The 25,060-nt window shown below is 44.0% G+C and carries 22 protein-coding genes, 1 pseudogene and 1 riboswitch; of the genes and pseudogenes, 3 read left to right on the top strand and 20 right to left on the bottom strand.

Going from position 1 to position 25,060, the window contains the following annotated elements:
• Nucleotides 1–23 precede the first annotated feature (23 nt).
• The gene (locus GB992_RS03720; RefSeq protein WP_161001270.1) at nucleotides 24–899 is read left to right on the top strand and encodes a YitT family protein; all 876 of its coding nucleotides are present in this window, start codon (nucleotides 24–26) and stop codon (nucleotides 897–899) included.
• A 31-nt stretch (nucleotides 900–930) separates the two neighbouring features.
• Nucleotides 931–1,764: a site-specific integrase gene (locus tag GB992_RS03715; protein WP_161001269.1), complete on the top strand. Its 834-nt coding sequence runs from the start codon at nucleotides 931–933 to the stop codon at nucleotides 1,762–1,764.
• A gap of 72 nt (nucleotides 1,765–1,836) precedes the next feature.
• Here the strand turns inward: GB992_RS03715 and GB992_RS03710 are convergent, their stop codons facing one another.
• From GB992_RS03710 to dnaE, 17 genes and pseudogenes are all read right to left on the bottom strand, one after another.
• Entirely contained in the window at nucleotides 1,837–3,117 is a 1,281-nt protein-coding gene (locus GB992_RS03710; RefSeq protein ID WP_161001268.1) for a tetratricopeptide repeat protein, read from the bottom strand.
• Between the two features lie 274 nt (nucleotides 3,118–3,391).
• Nucleotides 3,392–3,667: an HU family DNA-binding protein gene (locus tag GB992_RS03705; RefSeq protein ID WP_017261921.1), complete on the bottom strand. Its 276-nt coding sequence runs from the start codon at nucleotides 3,665–3,667 to the stop codon at nucleotides 3,392–3,394.
• A gap of 238 nt (nucleotides 3,668–3,905) precedes the next feature.
• On the bottom strand, nucleotides 3,906–5,216 hold the full coding sequence (der, locus tag GB992_RS03700) for a ribosome biogenesis GTPase Der (RefSeq protein ID WP_161001267.1): 1,311 nt from the start codon (nucleotides 5,214–5,216) through the stop codon (nucleotides 3,906–3,908).
• A 146-nt stretch (nucleotides 5,217–5,362) separates the two neighbouring features.
• Nucleotides 5,363–6,559 (bottom strand): 30S ribosomal protein S1, encoded by a 1,197-nt coding sequence (gene rpsA, locus GB992_RS03695; RefSeq protein ID WP_161001266.1) that lies wholly within the window; start codon nucleotides 6,557–6,559, stop codon nucleotides 5,363–5,365.
• Between the two features lie 72 nt (nucleotides 6,560–6,631).
• On the bottom strand, nucleotides 6,632–7,327 hold the full coding sequence (gene cmk / locus GB992_RS03690; RefSeq protein ID WP_161001265.1) for a (d)CMP kinase: 696 nt from the start codon (nucleotides 7,325–7,327) through the stop codon (nucleotides 6,632–6,634).
• 119 nt (nucleotides 7,328–7,446) lie between these two features.
• Nucleotides 7,447–8,052 (bottom strand): SAG1386/EF1546 family surface-associated protein, encoded by a 606-nt coding sequence (locus tag GB992_RS03685; RefSeq protein WP_161001264.1) that lies wholly within the window; start codon nucleotides 8,050–8,052, stop codon nucleotides 7,447–7,449.
• Between the two features lie 46 nt (nucleotides 8,053–8,098).
• Nucleotides 8,099–9,697 carry a RecQ family ATP-dependent DNA helicase gene (locus tag GB992_RS03680; RefSeq protein ID WP_161001263.1) on the bottom strand — a complete coding sequence of 533 codons (1,599 nt, stop codon included), beginning with the start codon at nucleotides 9,695–9,697 and terminating at the stop codon, nucleotides 8,099–8,101.
• Entirely contained in the window at nucleotides 9,694–10,710 is a 1,017-nt protein-coding gene (locus GB992_RS11905; protein WP_161001262.1) for a helix-turn-helix domain-containing protein, read from the bottom strand. Before GB992_RS11905 ends, GB992_RS03680 begins: the two co-directional genes overlap by 4 nt.
• 111 nt (nucleotides 10,711–10,821) lie before the next feature.
• Nucleotides 10,822–11,406, bottom strand: a complete 585-nt coding sequence (locus GB992_RS03670; RefSeq protein WP_161001261.1) for an ECF transporter S component — start codon at nucleotides 11,404–11,406, stop codon at nucleotides 10,822–10,824.
• 166 nt (nucleotides 11,407–11,572) lie between these two features.
• Nucleotides 11,573–11,697, bottom strand: a riboswitch (FMN riboswitch).
• A 99-nt stretch (nucleotides 11,698–11,796) separates the two neighbouring features.
• Nucleotides 11,797–12,537, bottom strand: a complete 741-nt coding sequence (locus tag GB992_RS03665) for a pseudouridine synthase (RefSeq protein WP_161001260.1) — start codon at nucleotides 12,535–12,537, stop codon at nucleotides 11,797–11,799.
• A gap of 2 nt (nucleotides 12,538–12,539) precedes the next feature.
• On the bottom strand, nucleotides 12,540–13,151 hold the full coding sequence (scpB, locus tag GB992_RS03660) for an SMC-Scp complex subunit ScpB (protein ID WP_161001259.1): 612 nt from the start codon (nucleotides 13,149–13,151) through the stop codon (nucleotides 12,540–12,542).
• Nucleotides 13,148–14,017 carry a segregation and condensation protein A gene (locus GB992_RS03655; RefSeq protein WP_161001258.1) on the bottom strand — a complete coding sequence of 290 codons (870 nt, stop codon included), beginning with the start codon at nucleotides 14,015–14,017 and terminating at the stop codon, nucleotides 13,148–13,150. Before GB992_RS03655 ends, scpB begins: the two co-directional genes overlap by 4 nt.
• Complete coding sequence (locus tag GB992_RS03650) at nucleotides 14,007–14,366, bottom strand: N-acetyltransferase (RefSeq protein ID WP_161001257.1); 360 nt, start codon at nucleotides 14,364–14,366, stop codon at nucleotides 14,007–14,009. The genes GB992_RS03655 and GB992_RS03650 overlap by 11 nt, the downstream gene beginning before the upstream one ends.
• 45 nt (nucleotides 14,367–14,411) lie before the next feature.
• Nucleotides 14,412–15,329 carry a site-specific tyrosine recombinase XerD gene (gene xerD / locus GB992_RS03645; protein WP_162855613.1) on the bottom strand — a complete coding sequence of 306 codons (918 nt, stop codon included), beginning with the start codon at nucleotides 15,327–15,329 and terminating at the stop codon, nucleotides 14,412–14,414.
• The gene (locus tag GB992_RS03640) at nucleotides 15,319–16,206 is read right to left on the bottom strand and encodes a CvfB family protein (protein ID WP_161001256.1); all 888 of its coding nucleotides are present in this window, start codon (nucleotides 16,204–16,206) and stop codon (nucleotides 15,319–15,321) included. Before GB992_RS03640 ends, xerD begins: the two co-directional genes overlap by 11 nt.
• A 151-nt stretch (nucleotides 16,207–16,357) precedes the next feature.
• Nucleotides 16,358–17,773 (bottom strand): annotated as a pseudogene (gene pyk, locus GB992_RS03635) (pyruvate kinase); the annotation flags it as partial.
• 184 nt (nucleotides 17,774–17,957) lie between these two features.
• A complete protein-coding gene (dnaE, locus tag GB992_RS03630) occupies nucleotides 17,958–21,509 on the bottom strand; it encodes a DNA polymerase III subunit alpha (protein ID WP_162855612.1) in 3,552 nt (1,183 codons plus the stop codon).
• Between the two features lie 162 nt (nucleotides 21,510–21,671).
• Between dnaE and GB992_RS03625 the strand changes: the two genes are divergently transcribed.
• Complete coding sequence (locus GB992_RS03625; RefSeq protein ID WP_161001254.1) at nucleotides 21,672–21,872, top strand: YjzD family protein; 201 nt, start codon at nucleotides 21,672–21,674, stop codon at nucleotides 21,870–21,872.
• 115 nt (nucleotides 21,873–21,987) lie between these two features.
• Here the strand turns inward: GB992_RS03625 and pepT are convergent, their stop codons facing one another.
• From pepT to GB992_RS03610, 3 genes are all read right to left on the bottom strand, one after another.
• Nucleotides 21,988–23,226, bottom strand: coding sequence for a peptidase T (gene pepT, locus GB992_RS03620; protein ID WP_161001253.1), 1,239 nt, complete (start codon nucleotides 23,224–23,226; stop codon nucleotides 21,988–21,990).
• A 72-nt stretch (nucleotides 23,227–23,298) separates the two neighbouring features.
• Nucleotides 23,299–24,099 carry a Nif3-like dinuclear metal center hexameric protein gene (locus GB992_RS03615; RefSeq protein WP_161001252.1) on the bottom strand — a complete coding sequence of 267 codons (801 nt, stop codon included), beginning with the start codon at nucleotides 24,097–24,099 and terminating at the stop codon, nucleotides 23,299–23,301.
• Nucleotides 24,077–24,793, bottom strand: a complete 717-nt coding sequence (locus GB992_RS03610) for a tRNA (adenine(22)-N(1))-methyltransferase (protein ID WP_161001251.1) — start codon at nucleotides 24,791–24,793, stop codon at nucleotides 24,077–24,079. Before GB992_RS03610 ends, GB992_RS03615 begins: the two co-directional genes overlap by 23 nt.
• Nucleotides 24,794–25,060 lie beyond the last annotated feature (267 nt).

Below are 25,060 nucleotides of genomic sequence, written 5' to 3'. Positions count from 1 at the left end.
TTCACGGATCATTGGGGGCCATAATGAGACAAGATGAAACGATGCGGTTACGCGATTTTATATTTATTGCTCTGGGCGCAGCACTATACGCTTTTGGGTTAGTTTACGTTAACATTGTGAACAGGCTAGCCGACGGTGGCGTTGCCGGGATTTCATTAATATTACGGGCATTACTTAATTTGAATCCTGCTTACACTACGTTTGCCATCAACGTACCATTGTTATTGATTGGCTGGCGTTTATTGGGTCGACGTTCGTTTGTATACACCGTTTTCGGGATTTCCATGCTATCTGTATGGCTGTGGGTGTGGCAACGGGTGCCCATTGCCATCAATATTCACCATGACTTGTTCATTGCGGGTGCGTTGGCCGGCATTATGGGTGGTTTCGGCTGTGGTTTAGTTTATCGTTCCGGTGGCACACTGGGTGGTACCGACATCATTGCCCGCATTTTTGAAAAGCAAAGTGGCGTGCCGATGGGGCGTAGCCTCCTGATTCAGGATGTCGTGGTGTTATCAGCGTCATTGGTCTACATTGACGTTGTGCACATGATGTACACGTTGTTGTGCTCGTTTGTATTCACGCAAATTGTTAATTTCACCCAATCTGGCGCCTATGCAGCTCGCGCCATTATGATTATGAGCGACAAAAATGAGGAAATTGCAACAGCCATCATCGCTGAACTCCGACGTGGGGTAACTTATCTGAACGCCGAGGGTGGCTTTACGAATACGCCACGAAAGATGCTCTACTGTGTCATCAGTCCGCGAGAGGTCCAGACGATGCGACGAATTGTAGAACGGATTGACGATCATGCCTTTATGTCGATCTTACCCGTGCAACAAAACATCGGTGAAGGATTCTCATATAAAGTGGTCAAACGCCGTTCGCTTTTCTAAATTTTAATTCTCATGTATTTAAAGGACATTTATGACTAATCAAGTGTATCCGTACCAAACAGAATTTGAAGCTCATTTAAAGCAAAGTGGTTTAGCAACAACCACTATCAATCAGTATCACGGGGATTTACGAGCACTTTTTGATTACTTGATGCAAAACAATACTGGCTTTGCGACAGCACCGAAATTAACCAATATCTTCGAGCACGATGTTCAAGATTATTTGAGCTATCGCCTAGCACACCACACTATTAATCCCAACACCTACAACAAGTTGCTGTCTCATCTAAATAATTACTTTAAATGGGCTTTTGGACATCACCTCATGCAAGAATTGCCAACTTTAACGATGCACGGCAAAACATTGGCAAAGCCTACAAAGGTGACAGTCAAGTGGCTAGATGAACTGGGTGAAATCGTCGAAGACGGTCAATTGAGCTTTTACACACGACTCAGTTTGTTACTCATTAATCAGGGATTTACAGCTGCTGAATTTTTACAACCAGGTTTTTACAAAACATTCGCCACATTACAATGGAAACCGTTTGAGCGGCAATTTATCCGTGCCTACCAGCACTTTATTGCGCCATTGCAAACAAAACAGCAATCACAGGACCTATTTTTAAAGCAACGCCTCGACCTAGAACACTCCCAGCTGACTTTACCCGCGCTGCATAAGTACTTGGACGCTGATGAAGAGCGCCTGGGATTCTCACTTTCGCCGCGTGCGTTGCATCAAGCCTTTATTATTGTATATCTACAACGTCACCGTCATGACGACAATCAAACGCTCTCACAGGCGTTACGATTGACGCCACAAAGTTTGCGTTATTATCAAGAACTACAGCAACAGATTCAGGCATAAGAAAAGCGATTCATCAACATGAGACCACCTATTGAGGTGTCATCATTCGATGAATCGCTTTTTAAATTATTTTTAGTGACCTTGGTCTTCGTAATCTTCTAATGCTGCAACCATTTCTTCGTCCTCCGGTTGCAACTTCAGATAGTTCCGCAGCAAATTAACCGCAACTTCAGGTTGCCCCTGCTCACGGTAGAAGAAGAATGCCGGCTTTAAAAAGTCAGGATTGTCTTCAAAGTAAGGCCGTGCTGCATCATAGTAAGTTTGCGCTTCTTCATTCTTTTCCAAACGAACGTAAGAAACCGCCAAATTCCAGTACACTTGTGGATCAACTTGGTCACGCTGAACGTACTGAGTTGCCAAATCCACATTTGCTACATCATGATGAGCCTGAACATACAAGTTGCTCAACTGGATCATGAGCGTCTGATTATCAGGATCCAGTGCTAGCCCACGTTTGAGGTAGTCCTCAGCAGCTTCATTTTCCTGCAGTTTAAGCGCCAAATTCGCCGCTAACCCGAAGAGGTCCTGGTTATACTCATCGACACCTAAACCCTCTTGAGCGACCTTATAGGCTGCCTCAACCTGATTATCATCAGACAGTGCACGGGCGAGATACGGATACAGTGACGAATACGACGGATCCTCGTCATGCAACTGTTCAAATGTGTGAATCGCCTTTTGATTATCCTTAAGTTGCGTATACACAAAACCAAGTTGAAAACGGACGTCCGGTGTCATATCGGCTGTATGAATCTGCTCAAGGTAACCAACCGCTTGTTCAAATTTACCGGAATTAGCATAAGCAACCCCAATGCGAGAAACCAAATCTACGTCTTCCATCTTTGGAATACCACGTTTGATCAAATCCAAATAATAGTTAATTGATTTTTGATATTCACGCATCATGAAATAGAATTCACCAAGTGCAAACAGCACCACCGGTTCATCTGGGGCAATTTTTTCTGCCGTTAACAATTTTTGTTCGCTAACTTCAAATAATTCCTCTGATTGATATAGGTCAGCCGCCACTAACAGGCTTTGTAGATACGCGTCAGAATCTGGCGAGACGGCATCCAAATAATTAGTTGCAGCGTCCGTGTCACCCTCGTCAATCGCAATGTCGGCCAAACTCGTTCTCAGTTCGTCCTCGTCTGGATACTCTTTTAATAATTTTTCATAGATCCGTTGCGCCTTTTTATTGAAACCTAGGCCATATAATTGTTCAGCCAAATTATACAAAGTGTCGTCATCATCTTTACGCAATGCCCACGCAAATAATTTATTTGATTTATCTACCTGACCACTTTGCAAAGCATCGAGCATTTGAACCGAATAACTATCCGTCTCACTCATGTTTCGGCCTCCTCATAATTCTTAATATCGACATATTATTGTACCCTTATCCGACGTTTAACACCAGCAAACGCACTGATAGTGTTGCGTTAATAGTGCGAGTATCGGCGCATCAACCAGAAACGCCGTTCCCTTGGATCGGTCTCATGGCAACATTCGATTTTGACAACCGCAAACGCTAATATAATCACTATCTCAAACAAACTATGACAATTAGTTTGAGCAAAGAAAAAGGACCCGGATTTCTCCGAGTCCTTATCCATCAAGTAATAAATTACTTAACGGCATCCTTTAAAGCTTTACCTGGCTTGAATGCAGGTACCTTGCTTGCTGGGATTTCGATTTCTTGCCCAGTTTGTGGGTTACGGCCCTTACGAGCAGCGCGTGAACGTACTTCGAAGTTACCAAAGCCGATCAATTGCACCTTGTCGCCCTTAGCTAAGCTCTTTTGAACTGAGTCAAAAACTGCATCAACAGCCTCTGTTGCTGATTTCTTGGTTAAACCAGTTGCTGCTGCAACATCGTTAACTAATTGTGCCTTGTTTGCCATGTGAGATTTCACCTCCGGATTTGGGCTTAGACGTTTAATTATGTAAACATCTAGTAGCCATCTCTGAGTGGTCCAGAAACGGCGAAACAATAACGGTCAACCGCATCATTTCAACATTCAATTTACCACACAGACATCGTTTGAACAAGCAAAAAAGTGCATTTTTCCTTGTTAAATCAATGTTTCTGGCCATTTTTATAATGAAAGTGATTGAATCGTTCTAATTTGACTGATGCAACTACTTTCTTTGACGCGGAATTAGGTGAATTGGCGTCCCCGTAAAGTCGAACGCCTTACGAATTTGATTCTCCAAAAAACGCTGATATGAGAAATGCATCAGTTCCGGATCATTAACAAAGAAAACAAATGTCGGTGGCTGAATTGCAACTTGGGTGACGTAATAAACACGTAACCGACGTCCATTTTGTGTCGGTGTCGGTGTTGTTGCAATTGCATCAGTAATCACGTCGTTTAATGTTGAAGACTTAATCCGTTTGCGATGGTTCTCGTTAACCTGCTTAATTAAGGCTGGCAACTTGTCCAAACGTTGATGTGTCTTTGCAGACACGTAAACAATCGGTGCATAGTCCAAATACTGGAACTGGTCACGAATCTCTGCTTCAAAGTTAGCCATCGTGTAATCGTCTTTGGTTAACGTATCCCACTTGTTAACAATGATGATAATCGCACGACCAGCTTCATGTGCGTAACCGGCAACGTGTTTATCCTGCTCGCGGATGCCTTCTTCAGCATTCAAAACGACCAGCACAACGTCGCTCTTGTCGATGGCACTCATTGCGCGCATGACCGAATAACGTTCTGTGTTTTCATAAACCTTACCGCGTTTACGAAGCCCAGCGGTATCAACCATGGTGAACTCATCGCCATCGGGATCTGTAAACTTCGTGTTAACGGCATCACGAGTAGTACCGGAAACATCCGAAACGATGACCCGATCTTCACCCAATAAAGCATTCACAATGGATGATTTGCCGACGTTAGGCCGACCAATCAAACTGAATCGGATACTGTCATCCTCATCGTTAGCTGCATCAGTTGGAAATTCTTTAACCACTGCATCCAATAAATCGCCTAAACCGGTCCCATGAGCACCAGAAATTGGGTATGGATCGCCAAATCCAAGTGTATAAAAATCATAAATTTGTTGACGTTGTTCTGGATTATCGGCCTTGTTAACAGCTAATAAGACCGGCTTATCAGCTCTGTATAAAATCTTTGCGACCTGTTCGTCCTCGTCGGTGACACCTTCTACTGCACTCGCCAAAAAAACGATTACGTCAGCTTCATCAATCGCAATTTCTGCCTGTTCGGTGATTTGTACACTAAACGGTTGATCTGACAGATCAATCCCGCCAGTATCAATCAAATTAAAGTGACGACCGAGCCACTCAGCAGATGAATAAATACGATCACGGGTAACTCCCGGCGTATCTTCCACAATGGAAATTCGGTCACCAACTAAACGGTTAAAAATAGTGGATTTCCCGACGTTTGGTCGGCCAACAATGGCCACTGTTGGATTAGACATAGCTTTCCTCCTGTTCTTGTTCAATATCGTGTCCTAGTGTACGCAATTGTCACGTATTTCGCAACAATCCGCCCGCTGGGAGACATCGCATTACCATAAAAAAAGATTCCCCCAAAACGGAGGAATCCATGGTAGCTTAATTCAACCTACTTGTTTAAATCGTTACCAGTCAAATCACCAATGGTGAAACCACCATCATCATCGCTTGAATAATTTTGAACATCATTACGGGAAGCGCCACGATCTTCATGTTCTTCATGGTTATTTTCACTGGCTGGTTTTTCTTCCAGTGCCTTGATGGATAAACCAAGACGTTGTTGTTCAGGGTCAACATTCAGAACCTTAACCTTAACATCTTGTCCAACTTTCAAAACATCATTTGGTGTAGCAATGTGTTCGTGAGAGATTTGTGAAATGTGAACTAAACCTTCAACACCTGAGAACACTTCAACAAATGCACCAAAATCAGTCAAACGACGAACGGTTCCGTCAAGAACGGCACCAACTGGAGCCTTTTCTTCGATGTCATCCCAAGGACCAGGCTGTGTCTGCTTCAAGGATAATGAAATTCGTTGACGATCTGGGTCAACATTCAATACCTTAACCTTGATTTGTTGACCAACCTTTAAGACATCACTTGGTTTGTTAACATGCTCGTATGAGATTTCGGAAACATGGACTAAGCCATCCACACCACCGAGGTCAACGAATGCACCAAAGTCAGTCATCCGTGCAACTGTACCTTCGACAACATCACCAGCAACCAGTGTTGCAAACAACTCTTCACGTTTAGCCTTGTTTTCTGCTTCAACAATGGCACGGTGGGACAAAATCAAACGGTTTTCGCTTGGTTCAATTTCCACAATCTTAAACGTCAATTTTTGACCCTTGAATTGGTTTAAATCTTCAACGTAGTGGTCAGAAACCATTGATGCAGGAACAAATCCACGCACACCAGCATCAACCACTAAGCCACCTTTAACAACTTGTGTAACAGTAGCATCCAAGTTGTCGCCGCTTTGGTATTCCTTTTCAATGTTGTCCCAAGCCTTGCGGGCTTCCAAACGACGTTGTGATAACAGGTAACTGCCGCCTTCTTTATCGTTGCCAATTCGTGAAATGACAACTAAATCCAGGACGTCACCGACTTTTAATGAATCTGAATCAGAAGTTAATTCCTTTACTGGTACGACACCTTCAACCCCAGTGTCGCCGATACCAACAATTGCTTGTCGGTCTTCGTCAATGGCCAATACTTCACCCTTAACGACATCGCCAATGTTTACTTGGCCCGCGTTGTTTAACGCATCTAATAATTCTTTGTTGTCTTCGCTTTCGCTCATCAAAAAATCCTCCTAGTGACAATATCTATTTAACATAATAATCGAATTACCGATGAAATACCAGTAATAAGCCTAACCTTGATGATTTAAATATTGATCGATGGTCTTTGAAATTTGTTCGACCACTTGCTTAACCGATAATGAAGTCGTATCTAAACGCTGGGCATCCTTGGCCTGAACCAATGGTGACGTCTCCCGGTGAGAATCTTTGTAATCGCGAGCTTGAATTTCATCTTCTAGTGTCTCAAGTGAAACCTCAATGCCCTTACTCTGATTTTCCAAATAACGACGCTGGGCGCGTTCCTTAACACTGGCTACCAAGAAAATCTTTACCTGTGCATGTGGCAAGACCGTTGTGCCGATATCACGACCGTCCATCACAATACCACCTGCCGCAGCAATCTTTTGCATTTGCGCAGTTAAGGCAGCCCGCACTTGCGGTAAGGCAGCGACTGTTGAAACGTTATTAGTAACGTCCTCACTACGAATTGCCTTTGTAACATTCTGATCACCTGCAAAAACAAGTTGATCCGGCGAACCAGCTGCAAAATGAATCGGTGTCTTATCGACGACAGCCATTACTGCGGATTCATCGTCTAGTTGAACATTCTGTTGCAGTGCAACCCATGTAATCGCCCGATACATTGCACCTGTATCTAGGTAAACGTATCCATATTTGGCGGCCACGAGTTTAGCAACCGTACTTTTCCCAGCTGAAGCCGGGCCATCAATGGCAATTTGAATGCCATTTACAGCAGAATCATTCATGCTTGTCCTCTCCTATACACATTCTCGAACCTTATCATTATACCGAATGTTGAAACACAAAAAAATGTCTCAGTTTAGGTTATTACCAAAATGAGACATTTCTTAGCTTAATTTCATTGTTATTTAACGCGGAGCTTTTGCCCAGGCGCAACTTGGGATGAACTTGAGAGTCCGTTTAGTGTTAACAGTTGCTGTAAGGATAACCCATTATTAACAGCAACACGGTACAAACCTTGACCGGCTTCAACCGTGACATATTTATTACCACTATCGGAGCTGCTAGAACTGCTTTGGCTTGAAGATGAACTAGTGTCATCTGAACTAACCGTATTGTCGCTGGACTGTGTCGTTGCTACAGAACTACTGTCATCTGTGACACTACTGACCGATGTTGTATCAGTCGAACTTGCACTGTCACTAACTGAACTCACAGAAGATGACTTGCTGGAAGCTGTCTTTTTTTTTACAGACGAACTACTCATTTTTTTCTTAGATGAGGAGACCGACACGGCCGCGCTCTGAGGATGATTAAACGTATTCATGTGAGCCAGGTAATACCAGGTTGGTACTGCGGCTAACGCGATGATAACTAGGACAAGCAATGCTGTAATTAATGAATTATGGCTATTACGCTTGCGGTTAGCAGTACGAGATACTTCACCATTATCCTCCGAAAACTTTTTGTCCCAAGGCTTTTGCCCTTGAGGGTCGTTATTTTGACTCATGACGTTTCCTCCCTGTTTCCTATCACTGTCTAACATACTAGCATATTCAAACATTGGAATTAGTAAAGTTTTCGCTAAAAAGTGCCTTAAACTGCTGACGCCAGCCTGGAATTTGCATTGTCTTTTGCAATTCATGCTGATCCTGTACCAATCCCAATTCTGACAATGAAAATTCCGTTCCGATAGGCGCACAGCAACTGTGGTCATGTGGCACCGAAGTTTCATTGAAACCATTCAGTAGCGTTTTTCGCAAGCAGTCAGTTGATCGCGTAAAGTTAATAAATTTGCGTAATGCAAGCTGCCGCTCTTGACGCAGTACACCAAACCGGTCTATCAGTTGTTGTTCGCTAAAATGATGCTTTTTGTAATAGTCAAGTAACTGATCCATATCTGTTTGCAACGCTGGTTGTTTGGTTTCATAAAATGTTTTGACTTGACGATCATTCGGTAGCGGGAGCGTCGCCAAATCAGCTGGCAATTGTTCGTCGCCTGGCGCAATGAGACAGATGGCAATACTTTGTTGCCCATCACGGCCTGCCCGTCCTATTTCTTGCACGTAATCATTTAAGTTGCCTGGTAAATGATAGTGAATGACAAAACGAATGTTATCTTTATCAATGCCCATTCCAAACGCACTCGTTGCACAAACAACTTGCAATTGGTCGGCCATAAATTGTTGTTGGACCGTATATCGCGTTTGAGCATCTAAACCAGCATGGTAGCTGGCCGCAGGATACCCAGCGTCGCTTAGCCGTTGCGCCCATTCATCGGCTTGTGCCTTACTTGAAAAATAAATAATTCCAGGCTTAACAATTTTTGCCATCAGGCCCATAAGTTCGTTAGCCTTCTCCTTTCGCGAAGTAACGGAACGCATCGCTAGGAAAATATTGGGACGATTTACTGACTGCCTGATGACTTGAACATTTTGGTGATCATCAGTAGCCATATTCATCGACGATTTTCCTGCAGCTGTTGGCCTTAACCGTAGCTGTGTCAAAATGTCCGTTTGAACATGTTCATCAGCGGTAGCGGTCAACGCACAGGTTAAAGGATTGCCCAATTGACTTCGAACGTCACCCAAGCTCAAATAGGCGGGACGAAAATCTGGTCCCCACGTCGAGATACAGTGCGCCTCATCAATAACAAGCAGCCCAATATTACAATGCTGAATTGACGCCATCACACCCTCATTTTGAAGCATCTCCGGTGAGATAAAAATAAATCGATATTGTTGTAGTCTACTTAAGATACTGTCTTTTTCCAGCTTAGTCAGCAATGAGTTCAGTGCCACTGCCCGCCGTTCACCACGCTGATTCAATCGTCCTACTTGATCTTGCATTAATGATAACAACGGCGACACAATTAAACACGGACGGTTTACCAAATAAGTTGTCAGTTCATAAATTAATGTTTTGCCACTGCCGGTCGGTAGAATGGCCAGGACATTTCGTCCTTGTTGTAAACTGTCAATTGCTTCTGCCTGTCCAGGTCGAAACTTCTTAAGACCAAAATGAGTACGCAATGCCGCTTGCCGATCACGTGCTAAATCAACGGCAGTCTCTGATAATTTTAAACGTGGATCATTTGGCTTAACATGACGTGGCAATTGGATGTCATTGTCAATTTTATGTGATTCACGACTCATTTTTGCTTTGTCTCCCAAATTTGTGTCATTCGATATTGAAAAAACTGATCCGGCGTGACGCCCAGTGGGCCTTGCCAGTTATCAATATTGACTGGTTGCCGCTTTTCGATACTTTCACGAGTAGCTTCGTCAACGCATTCTTCATACGGAAATTGATCCAACGGTAATAGAATCGCAGCGGTTAATAAATGCTCATTAATTGTACTGGGCTTCAGTCGCCGTTGTTGTGCAATCTCTGTCCTTGTCGCCCCTTGCTGAACGGCACTAAGTGTTTGCTTTACCGGTCGTGGTAATGCCTGATCCATAAACGGACTTAATAAGTTACGCCACCCATGCGTGTCGGCTTGGCAAAACTGTACAAATGCCGCCAAGTTGGCCGCCTGAATTAAATCAATTTGCCATGCCGGCAGTTTCAAAGCTTGTGAAAGCTGTTGACCGGTGTACCCTGGATGCTTTTCCCCAGCCATTTGACTCAAAAAGACGTCTGCGTTTCGCGACGGCATTGTCGTTAACCAACAGTTCAAGGACAGCGTTAAGTCACGTAAATGGTTCTCATCAAATGAACTACTTCTGAACCAGCGCCGCACCTGTACTCTGGCACGTTCACTAACACTAACAGGAAAATACCCCATATCGTGATAAATGGTATGTGAAAGAGCCTGAATGCCTAATAAGGTAGTTTCGGCCACGATTTTAACATGCATAACACGGTACATTTGACGTTGTTTTATGGGAAAGAGTTCTGACAGTTCGTGATTTTCCAGCGCCTCATTGCTCAATAATTGGCCGTCCGACTGAACTGTCACTCGTTTTTCCCGCACTAACTTATTTACCGCTCCGTTAAACGTGTCCCACTGTAACGATGGCAGCACACTCAGCCATGACAACAAATCATAGCGGAGCGCCCAATAGAGCACCGACACCGTTCTCTTGCCAGTCAAACAGTTAAAAATAACTTTGGGTCGACGTGGTTGTGAAGCTGATAATAAACGGATTAAAAATTCTGGATTCACGCCAACCCCTCCTACAATGTTGTGATGTCAGTTTAACACAAGACTGCACACTACTAACGACAGAAAAAAGCAACCAAGCTAAAATGGTTGCTTTTACATTCATTCATTTCATTATTTATTATTAATGGCACGTCGTTGTCTGCTTAACCATGGTGCCATCCGCCAATAAACAATCCAAAAAGCGATGCCAATAATAACACCTTTAATTAGATTGAATGGTACCACTACGGTCCAAATCAACGCTGGAATGTTTGTTGATTGTGGTAAGCCACCGACTTTCATGTATAACGGAAACATTAAAAATGCATTGAGCAATGCCATAATAATTGTCAGCAACACCGTACTCAGTGAAATTCCAACTGACAATTTAAAACTGGTCTTCCGGTTTGATCGCGTTAACAACCAGTAAATCGGAATCACGTACGCCATATTGGCTACAAAATCAATCGTGTCGCCAATTAAGCTAAAAGGATTGATACCCTTTAGCAATAAATGTAAGACCACCGCGATTAGCGCAATCAATGCACCATCGCCCAACCCATAAATTACTGTTCCCAGCAAAATAATTAATAAGCTGAGATCCAGCTTCATAAATGTAGCTCCCGGCAAAATCGGAAACTCTAAAAACATGATGACGGCTGCAACCGCGCCTAACACGGCTACGCTGATCATCCGTCGTAATGCTGTACTGCCCATCTGAAACTCCTCCTTAAGTACCCTCGATGGAACTATCACAGTTTTCACCTTGAGCACCATTTTAGATGGGTCATCTTCTTTGGCATGGCAATAAAAAAGCCTCATCACATTCCTTCAAGGGAACACGATCAGACATGTTGAATCCATCAAAATAAGACTCACAATTGCCGATCTTCTTTATACCAGACTTTACTGTCGGCCTTGGAATTTCACCAAGATCAATCTCCATCAGATGGAGAGTCGCGGGCTATCACCGCCGGTCGGGAATTTCACCCTGCCCTGAAGACGAACCAAGTATTATATTTGTAATTACTTACAAGTGAAGTCTAACACATAACCAAAAATGGTCAACATAATCTTCCTCACCACGTGTAATTATGTGACTAAGCGTTAGCGGCGAAAACCCTTCTTGTTTGAAATCGATTCACGTAATGCTTCGAGTTCAACAGATTTCAATTCACGGTAATCACCAGACGTCAAACCATCAAGGGTCAAAGGACCATAACTGTCGCGTCGCAACTTTTCAACTGGAAAGCCAACGGCAGTCAACATGTTTTTAACTTGATGATTATGTCCTTCGTGAATTGTTAATTGAACGATGGCCGTGTTTTTACGGTGATCAACACTGATCAGTTTACTTTTAGCTGGCGACGTCTTATGACCATCAACAACGAGACCATGACGCAGTTTTTCTAAAGCATCGTTCGTCGGCACACCTTTTACTTTAGCGACATACGTTTTATCAACTTTAAACTTAGGGTGCATTAACTGATTGGCTAGTTCACCGTCATTAGTCATTAACAGCAATCCGGACGTATCGTAGTCCAAACGGCCAACCGGATAAATTCGCTCATCAATATCGTCCAATAAATCGACTACCGTCCGACGCCCCTTGTCATCGTGGGCAGTGGACACAACACTGCGCGGTTTGTACAACAAATAGTACACAAACTGCTCTTGCTGGATCGCAACACCATCTACTTGTATTGCATCATCCGCAGTCACTTTTGTGCCTAGTTCCCGAATGACCGTTCCATTAACCTGAACATGTCCTGTCGAAATCAATGTTTCAGACTTACGCCGCGATGCAACACCGGCCCGAGCCATAACTTTTTGTAATCTTTCTGCCATTATTAATCCTCGTGTTTTTCTTTATCTTCTGTTGTACCGGCCAATTGATCCTGGAAAGCCGCTAGGAACAGATCACCTGTTTCTGCTTGAGCTTCATCTAACGTTTCCGCTTGCGGTAACGGCGGCAATTGACTAATGTCATTTAGGCCAAAATAGTCTAAAAAATAATTCGTTGTTCTATATAAAATGGGGCGACCCGGCTCATCTTTTCGCCCGTGGGCTTCCACAAGATTGCGAAGCACCAATTTTTGCAGTGTTGCTGTGCTAGACACACCACGAATCTCATCAATATCGATTCGTGTTACTGGCTGACGATAAGCAGTGATGGCAAGAACTTCCAATGAGGCCTGCGATAAATTAGTTGCTAGGGGTGCCTCAAAATAACGTTTGATCACACCTGCTAATTCTTTTTTTGTAGCCAGTCGGTAGATACCATCGTTGTCTAGCAAACAGAGTGGATCATCCACACTCTCTTCATGCCGTTTGGCAATCTGATCCAACATCGTGTTGATTGCCGCGCGCATGAAACCTGTTGCATGGGACATTTCCGCAACCGAAATGCCTTCGTCACCTGCAATAAACAGAAGTCCTTCAATTTGTTCGATATTTGTCATGACTCTTTTTCATCCTCAAATGGCGTTAATACTTCTTTATCTAGGTCATCCTTGCTCCGTTCACCGGCAAAGACCTGAATTGGACCGTTAACAACACTTTGGTCGAACCGAACGGCATTCATTTTTGCTAGTTCCAACATGGCCAAAAATGTTGTCACGAGTTCATCCGTTTGTGGTTGCTCAGAAAACAAGTCCTCAAAAGCCGTTGGTCGCTTACGATCTAATTTATTTAACATAACTCGCATCTGCTCGCGAATAGTAAATTGATCGCCCGACACGGTTCGAGAAACAGGTTTGGCAATTTGTCGCTGGGCCAACATGTGCTTAAACGCAGCCTGCAAATCCGCCACCGTAATCCCTGGAACCAAAGAACCCAATTGGACATCTGCCGGCACACCACTCGCAGCGCGAGTAAATTGCTGTTTGCGATCTTGCTCTTTATCGCGCAATTCATCAGCTGCCTGCTGATAACGACGATACTCCAGTAATTGTGTTACTAATTCCGAACGCGGATCTGAATTGTCAGTAGCATCCTCATCCTCGTCAGCTGCTCGAGGCAATAACATTCTACTTTTAATCGTCATGAGCGTCGCCGCCATGACAAAGTATTCGCCTGCGACATCCAACTTCATGTTTTGCATTTGATGTAAATATTTTAGATATTGCGATGTGATTGCAGAGATTTGAATGTCATAAATATCCATTTCTGAACTGCGAATCAGATGCAATAATAAATCTAACGGCCCCTCGAAGTCAGCAATTTTAATCGTTGGCTGGTTTGCTAACGCTAAATTGACTTGTGCCTCCCGATCGTGAGCACGTTGTCCTGGCCATGATTTACGAATGTCTGTCGCATTAGCGCCCATCGATATTCCTCCACCGCATAATCATTGGCGTAGTAGCAATGGTGCCCATTATCCGTTTTCCAGGGAATAATTCTGCAACGGCATCTAAAATAGCCTTTCTCGTACTATCATTCCGTTCTTGGGGTGAAAGAACAAGTAATCGAATGAGCACAAACTGATCTTCCAATTCAAACCCCACGACGCCAGTAAACTGGTTGTGGTCGTTTCGCCATAGATACATTTGCCGACCACTGCCGTCAGTATACCAAGCCATTTCTGCTTTTAGATGCTTCATGTTGTGAAAGTCCGGCAAGAAAGACAGCAATCCCATGGTTGTTTTTTCATAATCATCACGGTATTTAACTAGCATGACTTCGTCCCCTTTCCAACATTTCTTATTCTGCTATCAATTGAGTTATGCTCTCGGATGAGCTTTTTTATAAACCTCTGTTAACCGTTGCTTAGAAATATGAGTGTAAATCTGTGTCGTTGAAATATCCGCATGGCCCAGTAGTTCCTGAACCACCCTTAAATCAGCGCCATTTTCCAAAATGTGTGTGGCAAACGAATGGCGTAACGTATGCGGTGTCACATCTTTCTTGATTCCGGCGCTTTTAACCATCGCTTTTAGATTTTTCCACACACCTTGACGCGTAAGTTGGCGGCCATGAGCATTAACAAAAATCGCCGTTGTTGGCTGCCCATGAACTAGTTTCGGACGCACGGTGTTCATGTACGATGTTAGCCACTCTGTCGCAAGATCACCGATTGGAATGATACGTTCCTTATCACCCTTACCAACAGTTTGAATAAACCCGAGATCTAAATGTAAATTATTCCCAGTCAAATTGACCACTTCACTGACTCGCATGCCAGTTGCGTACATGACTTCGAGTAAGGTACGATCACGAATCCCGAGCGGTTTGCTGACATCCGGAACAGCTAATAACCGGTCGACTTCTTCAACCGTCAAAACCTGTGGCAAATGCCGAGCCCGTTTTGGTGAATCAATTTTCAACATTGGATTTTCATCAACGTACCCGTCCCGCGTCAAAAACAAAAAGTATTTCCGCAGACTGGAAACACTGTGAATAACCGTGTTACGCGCTTTATGAGCTTGATCTTCAATTTGCAGATAATTTAGGATCACGTAACGATCCACCTGCTTAAGACTAGTGAGTCCTTGCCCCACAATAAACTGGCTAAATGCCTGAATATCCTGTTTGTAACTGATAATACTATTCTTGGACAGACCACGTTCAACTTTAATATAGGTTAAATAGTCGTCCATCGGGTCCAAAATCGCGGTTGGAATTTCTTTTTCATTGCTCATTTGCTGCTTTAACACCGGTCTCCGTTAACGTAATGCCATCTGCGTTCTGTTCAATGTAGCGAGCTTTGAGTAAATGACCCACGGCTCGTTTGAACTGTCCCTTACTAATCCCAAAATAAGCCTTGATGGCATCAGGGTTACTTTTATCTGTAAAGGGTAACGTATGACTTGCTTCATGACCAAGTGTTGCCAATAGTTGCGCAGCATCCTCACTAATTGCCTGATAAGCACGCGGCTTCAGTGAGATGTTCAGACCACCATCAGGGTGAACACCAATAACACGGCCATGTACTTGTTCCCCTAGTCGTGGTTCGTGATCACGCTCTGAAGGATGAACGAACCCAAGATAATAATCGTCAGTTATAACTAAAGTACCAGCTAATTTTAATCGGTAAACTGTTGCTGTTAAGTCATGATTTCTGTCTGCAGTTGTCGCCCGGCGACTGATAGCAGTAAAAATCTCAGAATCAGCTAGGTGTGCCCACAAACGATTTTTAGCATCAACGACAAGGCTAACCATCAAACGATCACCCTTTTGAGGCATCAACCCGTCAATCGTCGGTAATTCGTCAACCGAAACGACAAAATCTTTGTTAGGCAAGCCAACGTCCACAAACACGCCCAGGCCGTGTGCGGACCGAACAACTGTCCCAAACGCATAGTGACCAACCTGTGACTTTGGAATCGTTGTTGAAATCTGGTAGTCATGATCCTCATTTTCGTAAGCAAAGCCAGTAACCTGAGCACCTATCCCCAGCTTATGATCTGCTTCTTTTTTATCAAATTGAAACGAAAATCCCTCACATTGAACGATGTAGTAATCTTCGTTTTGATCAGTGACCTTTGTTTCAATCACACGGCCTAATAAATCGTGCATAACTGCCTCCAAATCGGTAATTTCATTTTGTCTATTATAGCAGAAAGCTTAATTGCAAGCGACATCCGCCCAGAAAGACCTGCAATTTAAGAAAGAAAAAGGCCGCCGACAAACGTCAGCAGCCTTAAACGAATTCATTTTAAAATTAGTCGATCCGCATAACACGCATGATGTTAGTTGTACCCTTTGTACCAACTGGTACACCGGCAGTAACTAAGATCGTGTCACCCTTTTCAGCTAAGCCTTCTTCAACAACACGTTTCTTAGCTAATGCGAACATGTCATCAGTGCTTGCTGGGGCAGTATCGATAACTGGGTAAACACCCCAGTTGATCATCAAACCGCGTTGAGTGCGTTCGTCAAACGTAACGGCAAGGATGTCGGCGTTTGGACGGTACTTGCTGATCATCCGTGCAGTGTGACCTGAAGCAGTAGCAGCAACGATTGTCTTAACGTGCAAGTTACTTGCGGTACGGGCAACAGCAGCAGCAACGGCTTCTGTAACATCTGAAGTATCGAAGTTGTGAACAGCGTGACCATCAACACTCAAGTCATTTTCAGCCTTGATGTCGATCCGGTTCATCGTTGCAACAGATTCTACTGGGTAGTCACCGTTAGCAGATTCACCAGATAACATGGTTGCGTCAGTACCATCAAATACGGCGTTAGCAACGTCAGATGCTTCGGCACGTGTAGGACGTGGGTTTTCTTGCATTGAATCCAACATTTGGGTAGCAGTGATAACTGGCTTGCCCAATTCGTTACAACGACGGATCAATTCCTTCTGTACCAATGGCACATTTTCAGCAGGAATTTCAACACCCATGTCACCACGGGCAACCATCAAACCATCTGAGACTTCAAGAATTTCGTCGAAGTTGTCGATACCTTCTTGAGATTCGATCTTAGGGAAGATTTGAACATGTTGCATGTTCTTTTCTTCAAGCAGAGCACGAATGTCCAGAACATCTTGCGCTTTACGTACAAATGAAGCGGCGATGAAGTTGATTTCATGATCCAAACCAAAACGAATGTCTGAGGAATCCTTTTCAGTGATCCCAGGCAAGTTGATGGAAACACCAGGTGCGTTAACACCCTTACGAGAACCGAGCATCCCATTGTTTTGAACAGTGGTTACTAATTCTTTGTTAGCATCGTCTTTTTCGTCAATCTTCATGTCGATCAAACCATCGTCAAACAGTACGTGACCACCAACATGAACATCATCGTATAAGCCAGGGTAAGTAACGGCAATCTTGTCGTGTGTACCTTCAATGGAGTCGTCCATTGAGATACGAACCTTATCACCAGTCTTATATTCGATCTTGCCATCTTTTTGAACCGTTGTCCGGATTTCAGCACCCTTAGTATCAAGCATGATACCAACAGTCTTGCCAGTAATCTTTTCAGCTTCATGGACGTTGTTTAAACGGCCAAGGTGTTCTTCATGATCTCCGTGAGAAAAGTTAAAACGGAAAACGTTGGCGCCTGCTTCAATCAGCTTAACGATCGTATCAACGTCTGAGCTGGCTGGTCCAAGCGTGCTAACGATTTTAGTTTTTTTCATAACAAAAATCTCTCCCTTTGAGTTTGTGCCACAGAGTGGCTTTTTTGAGAACGTTATTGTTCCCTTAAATACGATATTAGTTTAACACTTTTAAAATGTGGTTGTCGCTCTTTTCATGAGTTTTCATAAATATTCATGAAAACCCACATTGGTTTTTCAATTTTGTTGAAGACAGTTTAAACATTTATGTCTGATTTCGCCGAAAAACGACATTACCGTCACCAAAAATCCCGACCAATTGATTTCGAGCTTGTGTCGTGGCCGCTAAATTAAATGCTGAAGCCAGCTTAACTGTCCGGTTATCAACTTGATTATGCAAAATTACCGGATTATTTCCACGTAGGCTGCCCATTTGCTGACGAAAGTCGTTCTCTGCGCCTGCAGCGATGTTTGCCTCCGTCAGTTGTAAATACCAAGTGCCAATTGGCGCAGATTGCGCTTGTGGCCTCGTTGCTGCTTGAGTAGGATGATTCGACCGCGTATTGGATTCATCATTCAGTTGCGCATTTTGACGCGATTGCTGATGCGCGCCTTGCTCCTGAACTGTTTTGGCCAATTGAAGCCGATCCGCTACGATCTCCAGTTGGCGACCCGTATCAATTTTACCGGTCACAACGACGACCTGCTCTGGCGCTAACCATTCGCTAACTTCTTTATAAAGTCGTGGGAAGACGGTGATCGACAATTCACCAGATGGATCATTCCCGCTGACAAACGCCATTCGGTCACCCTTTTTAGTTCTTATTTCACGAATCCGGCTCGTGTACAGAATAACGGTTGTCACCTGGCCAACCGCAACATCGACAACTGGTGTTGCATTCAGTTGTTGGCTGAGCCCTGTGTACTGTTCTACCGGGTGACCAGATACATAAGCGCCAAGTACTTCGGCCTCATGACTTAATTTTTCTTTCAACGACAAATCATGGCGGTGCTCAACCTTAGGTTTAAGCCCCAAGTTGGATTCGAACAGATCGATACTGACCTGGACACCAGAAATCACACGTGGCAACAGGTCCAACAGCTCAGCTCTGTTTAAGCCAAAACTGTCAAAACTACCAGCATAGATCATGGCAGTTAAGACGTCCGTTTTCCGAAACTGTGGTTCAATAGCATTGACAAATGTTTCTAAGTCTTTAAATGCACCGTCTTTTTGCCGCAATGCCAAGATATTGGCAACAAAATCTCGACGCACACCTTTAATGTCACTAAGTCCAAAAACGATTTGCCCGTTTACCAGTGAGAATCCCGTCTGACTAACGTTAACGTTGGGCGCTGCTACGTTGACGCCATGCTGTTTTGCCTCTAACAAATATAATTTCGTTTTTGTTGGATTGCCCAGCACAGAATTAAGTAGTGCTGTAAAAAAGGCACCCGGATGATGCACTTTTAGATAAGCGAGTTCAAACGCCATTTTGCTGTAGGCAACGGCATGTGATCGGTTAAAACCATAAGATGCAAAATTTTCAATATAGTCATAGACCTGAACAGCAACGGCTTGCGTAAATTTATTAGCCACCGCACCCTCAATAAACTCGGTACGTAGTGCATCAATCTTATGATGATCTTTTTTACTCATGGCACGGCGAAGAATATCGGCCTTGCCCAATGAGAAACCGCCCATAACTGAGGCGACTCGCATGACCTGCTCTTGATAAACAATGATGCCAAATGTTGGTCCCAAAATTGGTTCCAACGCCTGGGCCGGATACGTGACTGGTTCCTTGCCCTTTTTACGGGCAATGAAGTGATCGATGTTTTCCATCGGTCCAGGTCGATAAAGTGCGTTAACCGCGACTACCAATTCAAAGGTTTCCGGATGCAATTGACGCAAGACATTTTTAATGCCGCTTGATTCAAACTGAAAGACACCATTTGTATCGCCTTTTTGAAACAAGGCCAGTGTGGCACTGTCGTTCAACGGAATATCGTTAACTTGAAGCTTCTTGCCCGTCGTTGTCTCAATCTCTGATAATGTATTTGCTAAAATAGTTAAATTGCGGAGTCCAAGAAAATCCATCTTAAGCAGTCCAAGTGCCTCAACGGTATTTTTAGGGAATTGGGCTACGAGTAGGCCTTCAGAACCTGATTGAACCGGGACAATATCCGTTAATGGCTGATCACTTAAGACAACACCGGCAGCATGCGTCGACGTGTGCCGTGGCAAGCCTTCCAACGCCATGGCTGTTTCAAACAGTAACGAGTTGACACCACTGTCCGCGATTAGATTACGTAATGGCTGTGAACCACGTTGTGCGCTGGCCAACGTCACACCTAAACCGCCAGGAATCGTCCGGCTCCATTCGGCCATTTGAAATGCGGACAAACCAAATACACGGCCAACGTCACGAATGACCTGCTTAGCACCAAGGGTACCAAACGTAATAATTTGGCCAACCTTATCGGCGCCATATCGATCACGCACATACAGCAACAGTTCATCACGTTTGTCGTCTGGAATATCCAAATCAATATCGGGCATCTGAGCTCGCTGATCATTCAAAAACCGTTCAAAAAGTAGATCATAGGTTAACGGATCAACTTCTGTAATGACTAGTACATAAGCAACCAAGGATCCAGCCGCCGAGCCACGACCAGGACCGGTAGTAATGTGATGTTCATGAGCATAGTTCATTACGTCCCAGACAATTAGAAAATAATCGTCAAAGCCTAGCTGATGAATAACGGTCAACTCGTGGGTCAACCTTTGTTGATATCGATCCGCCAGTGGATTATCTTCGCCTAACCGTTTGGTCAAACCCGCGGCACAAAGTTGTCGCAAATAATCTGCCGTTGGTTCATGATTGGGCGTCTTGAAATGTGGTAATTGTGGGGCTTGAAACGTGAAGTCAACCGTTGCGATGTTAGCAATTTGACTCGTTTCCCGAACGGCCTCATCAAGTCCCAATTCATGATAGTGATTGGCTAGCGGCACAGCCTCACGAAGATACCAAGGACCTGTCTGTTGGCTTACCGCTCCTAAATTAGTGATTTGTTCACCACTACTAATCGACGTCATCACACTAGTCTTAAAACTATCATCAGGGTTCAAATAGCGAACGTCGTTGACAGCCACCAATCGACAATGATTCTGATCTGCAAATTGTTGAAGCGTGTCAATTGTCGCTCTTGATTGTTGATCACTCACACCAAGATATACGGTGTCATTGGCAATTTTTTGCAGTCGTGCCATGAGTTGCGCAGCCACGTTTTGTTGTCCCGTACTGGCTAGTCGGCCAATTTCACTTTGTAAGCCATTAATAATGACTAAGTCTGACAACCAATCGCTGATGTCGTCAATTTTTAATGGATCACGTTCTTCGCGGGTCATCTTTGCCGACGAAATTTGAATTAGATTTTGATAGCCATGTTCATTTTTAGCAATCAAAGTTAATGGGAATGTTGGCAGTGCATTCTGCTTTGTGGCTGGCATCGTCTGGTCATTGGTGGCTGGCTCAGTGACCTCGCCGGTTAGTTCGATGGTCAGCCCGATTAACGGTTTGATGCCAGCTTTTCGCGCAGCATTAAAAAAATCAACAACGCCATACAACACATTAATGTCAGTCAGTGCAACTGCCTGATACCCTCGCTGCTTTGCCGTTTGCACGAGTTCTGTAACTCTTGTTGGACTTTGCAATAGACTATAACTACTGATAACGGATAATGGCACTAGACCATTTATTTCGCGAGATAACGGTACCGCTGCTGCCTCAATTTCAGTCTCCGAAGACACAAGCATCCCCCTTTCATTGAATAATCGATTAAGTTTCATATTCAAACGTTTGTTCGTCTTTCATATTATAACAAAACCCGCCAAAATTATCCGTATTCGCGAATGAAAGTTTATTGAAATCAGTAGTCAGAGTGTTAAACTACTATTGATATGAAAGGTGGTCACAATATGCGTTACTTAACTGTAATCTTTTGGGGCTTCATCTGGGGCGAGGTCATTGGTTATATTGGTGGACAACTAGAATTGTTGCAATATAACGTTTTTGAAATTGGCATCGTTGCCGCCATCGTCTGCCTTGTGACTTCAGTCGCAACACACGTGATGGCCGACAAACCAGCGGCTAATGCTGATGAAGCAAGTCAATCATAATCGTTGTCGCAGGTTGCTAACCAGCATCGCACACGATAGATAATAAAAACGATCCTAACAGATGTGTCTGTTGGGGTCGTTTTTATTTTGTATTACAAATACTGGTTATCGCTTGTTAAGCCTGCCGATTGAGTTCAGTAATCTTCAAGATCACATCAACAGCACGTTCCATAGTCTGCAGAGAAACATATTCATAACGGCTGTGCATGTTCTCACCACCAGCAAACAGATTCGGCGTTGGCACACCCATGAATGAAATCTTGGAGCCATCTGTTCCACCACGAACCGGGTAAATAACAGGTTTGATATTTAAATCAGTCATGGCTTTTTTAGCCAGTTCAACCGGTGTCATATCCTTTTCAAGCACTTCACGCATATTGTAATATTGGTCCGTCAATACCAACTTCACTCGTGGTTCATCCAAAGTAGCATTGAGCTTATCAGCAATGTCCCGCATTTGTTGTTTACGGTCTTCAAACTTCTGACGATCGTGATCACGAATAATGTACGTTAACTGAGCTTGATCAACAGTCCCAGTCATTTTGTACAGGTGGAAGAAACCTTCCCGACCCTCAGTATTTTCTGGACGGTCACTTGCAGGTAATTGATTATGGAAATCAATACCAATTTGAAGTGCATTTTGCATAACGCCTTTAGCAGTAGCCGTGTGAACATCCTTCCCTTGAATAGTCACGACTGCCTGAGCAGCATTAAACGTCTCATATTCTAATTCACCTAATGGGCCGCCATCCACCGTGTAGGCATACTTAACGCCGAAACCCTTAGCATCAAAGTGATCCGCACCAGTACCGATTTCTTCATCCGGGCCAAAACCAACATGAATCTCACCATGCTTAACGTCTGGATGATTAAGCAAGTACTCCATGGCCGTCATAATTTCAGCCACACCAGCTTTATCGTCAGCACCCAAAAGTGTTGTACCGTCAGTTGTAATTAATGTGTCACCAGTGTAATTGTGCAATGCTGGAAATTCGCTAGGCTTTAATGTCCACTGACCATCATCCCTAAGTTTAATGTCTGATTTACCATCATAGTTCTTAACAATGTTGGGTGTAATATTTTCTGCATTAAAATCCGCAGTATCAATATGTGCTAAAAAGCCAATTGGTGCTGTGTTGCCGTCATCATTAGCTGGCAGAACAGCAGTTACGTATCCACTGTTAGGATCTGTTTTGATATCCGATAGTCCAAGCTCAGTTAACTCCTCAGCAATCGACTTTAAAAAGTTTACTTCCCTAGGCGAAGAAGGAATGGTTGTCGAATCTGGATCTGATCTCGTATTGACTTTTACATAACCGATAAACCGCGAAAGCAAGGTTTCATATTGTGCCACAACTGTCACGCTCCTATTTTCTAAAATAAAGTTCAAACATACTTCAAAATAAGTCTACCTGATTCGGCTCGCTTACACAAAAGTAAAGGGATCCGTATTAGGTTTTGATTCTAAGACATCGAGATGCCATTGATATTGTGTAGACCACTGACGGAACATGGATGCCAACTTGGGGATGCAAACAGCTTCAATGTGATGTCCTGGGTCCACCACAGACAAACCGGATGCCAGCATGTCATGCCCAGTATGGTAGTAAACATCGCCCGTAACATAGACATCGGCTCCCGTTGCCTGCGCTTCACGGAAGAACTTGCCACCGTCACCACCTAAAATGGCAACTTTGCTAACCTGTTTGGTTGGTTCATGTGAAATCAACCGCAACCCACCGATTTTAAATTGCGTTTTGCAATACTCAGCGAATGTTTGCATTGACATCGGCTCTGCTAGCTCACCGACCCGACCCATTGATACCTCAGGCGCGTCAGGATTAGGCAGCCATGACTGAACGTGCTCCAGCTGCAATTGCTCAGCAAGCCAATCATTCATACCGCCTGGAGCATTATCCAAGTTGGTATGAGCGGCGTACACAGTAATGTGGTTGGCAATAATTTTGCCATACATCGCTAGCTGTGGATCTGCATCAAAATCCAGATTTTTAGCAGGTCGAAACATAACTGGATGATGGGCAAAAATGAAATCAGCGTGCTCGGCAATCGCTTCGTCAACAACCTCGGGCCGAACATCCAAAGTCACCAAAACTTTATGAATTTCTGCCTGTCGACTACCGATTTGAAAACCAGTTGGATCACCGGCTTCGCGATAACGAAGTGGTGCAAACTTTTCAAATTGATCAATTAAGGTTTGTGCTTGCATTTTGTACAACCTCCTCAATTAGTTGCTGTTCACGTTGCAACTCCTGTTGCTTAGCAACGGGTACGTTTGCCGCATGATTTAGTGACGCTAATACGTGTGCGTTCCGTTGCTGCTCATGTTGCCATTTTTCGACAAACGCAGCATTGGGAGTAGCGCGTAAAAAGTGTCCAAAGCGTGCATCTAGTTCGTTTAGTGTAAACGGCTCCTTGACCTTGTGGGCCACCATAATTTCATAAATGTGCCCATCATCCTTTAAAATTTGCTCAGCCGTAATTTGATAGGCATGGGCGGCCAGCCATTTGCGTAAATGATATTCACCAACGTTCGGCTGTAACACGAGTAATTCGTTGCCAGTCAGTTGTTGCCAACCACGCTCCAGAATGTCACTGATCAGTGTGCCACCCATCCCCGCAATGACAATCGTGTCAATGTTATCGTCGGGTTTAAGCACCGTAACCCCGTCTCCCAAACGTGCATCAATCCGCTCGGTTAAATTCTGGTTGGCAATCTCCGTTTTGGCATTTTCAAACGGTCCGTCAACGACCTCTCCTGCCACCGCATACGAAATTTGTTGGCGTTTGGCCAGATAAACTGGTAAGTAAGCATGATCTGAGCCGATGTCAGCCATGCGTGAATTAGCAGGCACGTAGGCCGCCACAGCAGCCAATCGTTTTGATAAATGATCCGCGTCCATGTATCCTCCTCTTGTGCACCGATTATTAGAACTAAAAGCGATTCATGACGTAACAATCGTCGCCGGTGCATTCGCTATCTTTACTACCAGTATACCAATCACTTCACGCCAGTTGCAGAGTTTTTACAGAACTTTATCGGCAGATAACCTACTGACTATTTTTCAAACTGGCGAATTTACAATTGAAATGCAACACAAAGTAAAAAAATAAACCCATACCGGGTAGAATATGTTTAACGACCAAATCAAACAATTCGAGGTATCCGG

Source organism: Furfurilactobacillus milii (assembly GCF_009863985.1).
Classification (GTDB): Bacteria; Bacillota; Bacilli; order Lactobacillales; family Lactobacillaceae; genus Furfurilactobacillus; species Furfurilactobacillus milii_A.
This window is presented reverse-complemented; position numbering and strand designations above follow the sequence as displayed.

Bases quoted from the DNA above. Each gene is read 5' to 3' on its own strand.
- GB992_RS03610 (WP_161001251.1), bottom strand. From the start codon at position 24,793: ATGGACGCGGATCATTTATCAAAACGATTGGCTGCTGTGGCGGCCTAC.
- GB992_RS03705 (WP_017261921.1), bottom strand. From the start codon at position 3,667: ATGGCAAACAAGGCACAATTAGTTAACGATGTTGCAGCAGCAACTGGT.
- GB992_RS03680 (WP_161001263.1), bottom strand. From the start codon at position 9,697: ATGAGTCGTGAATCACATAAAATTGACAATGACATCCAATTGCCACGT.
- GB992_RS03685 (WP_161001264.1), bottom strand. From the start codon at position 8,052: ATGAGTCAAAATAACGACCCTCAAGGGCAAAAGCCTTGGGACAAAAAG.
- GB992_RS03650 (WP_161001257.1), bottom strand. From the start codon at position 14,366: ATGCTAGTTAAATACCGTGATGATTATGAAAAAACAACCATGGGATTG.
- xerD (WP_162855613.1), bottom strand. From the start codon at position 15,329: ATGAGCAATGAAAAAGAAATTCCAACCGCGATTTTGGACCCGATGGAC.
- GB992_RS03655 (WP_161001258.1), bottom strand. From the start codon at position 14,017: ATGGGCGCTAATGCGACAGACATTCGTAAATCATGGCCAGGACAACGT.
- GB992_RS03670 (WP_161001261.1), bottom strand. From the start codon at position 11,406: ATGGGCAGTACAGCATTACGACGGATGATCAGCGTAGCCGTGTTAGGC.
- GB992_RS03665 (WP_161001260.1), bottom strand. From the start codon at position 12,537: ATGGCAGAAAGATTACAAAAAGTTATGGCTCGGGCCGGTGTTGCATCG.
- GB992_RS03710 (WP_161001268.1), bottom strand. From the start codon at position 3,117: ATGAGTGAGACGGATAGTTATTCGGTTCAAATGCTCGATGCTTTGCAA.
- cmk (WP_161001265.1), bottom strand. From the start codon at position 7,327: ATGAATGATTCTGCTGTAAATGGCATTCAAATTGCCATTGATGGCCCG.
- rpsA (WP_161001266.1), bottom strand. From the start codon at position 6,559: ATGAGCGAAAGCGAAGACAACAAAGAATTATTAGATGCGTTAAACAAC.
- der (WP_161001267.1), bottom strand. From the start codon at position 5,216: ATGTCTAATCCAACAGTGGCCATTGTTGGCCGACCAAACGTCGGGAAA.
- GB992_RS03625 (WP_161001254.1), top strand. From the start codon at position 21,672: ATGCGTTACTTAACTGTAATCTTTTGGGGCTTCATCTGGGGCGAGGTC.
- GB992_RS03615 (WP_161001252.1), bottom strand. From the start codon at position 24,099: ATGCAAGCACAAACCTTAATTGATCAATTTGAAAAGTTTGCACCACTT.
- dnaE (WP_162855612.1), bottom strand. From the start codon at position 21,509: ATGCTTGTGTCTTCGGAGACTGAAATTGAGGCAGCAGCGGTACCGTTA.
- scpB (WP_161001259.1), bottom strand. From the start codon at position 13,151: ATGACAAATATCGAACAAATTGAAGGACTTCTGTTTATTGCAGGTGAC.
- GB992_RS03715 (WP_161001269.1), top strand. From the start codon at position 931: ATGACTAATCAAGTGTATCCGTACCAAACAGAATTTGAAGCTCATTTA.
- GB992_RS03640 (WP_161001256.1), bottom strand. From the start codon at position 16,206: ATGCACGATTTATTAGGCCGTGTGATTGAAACAAAGGTCACTGATCAA.
- GB992_RS03720 (WP_161001270.1), top strand. From the start codon at position 24: ATGAGACAAGATGAAACGATGCGGTTACGCGATTTTATATTTATTGCT.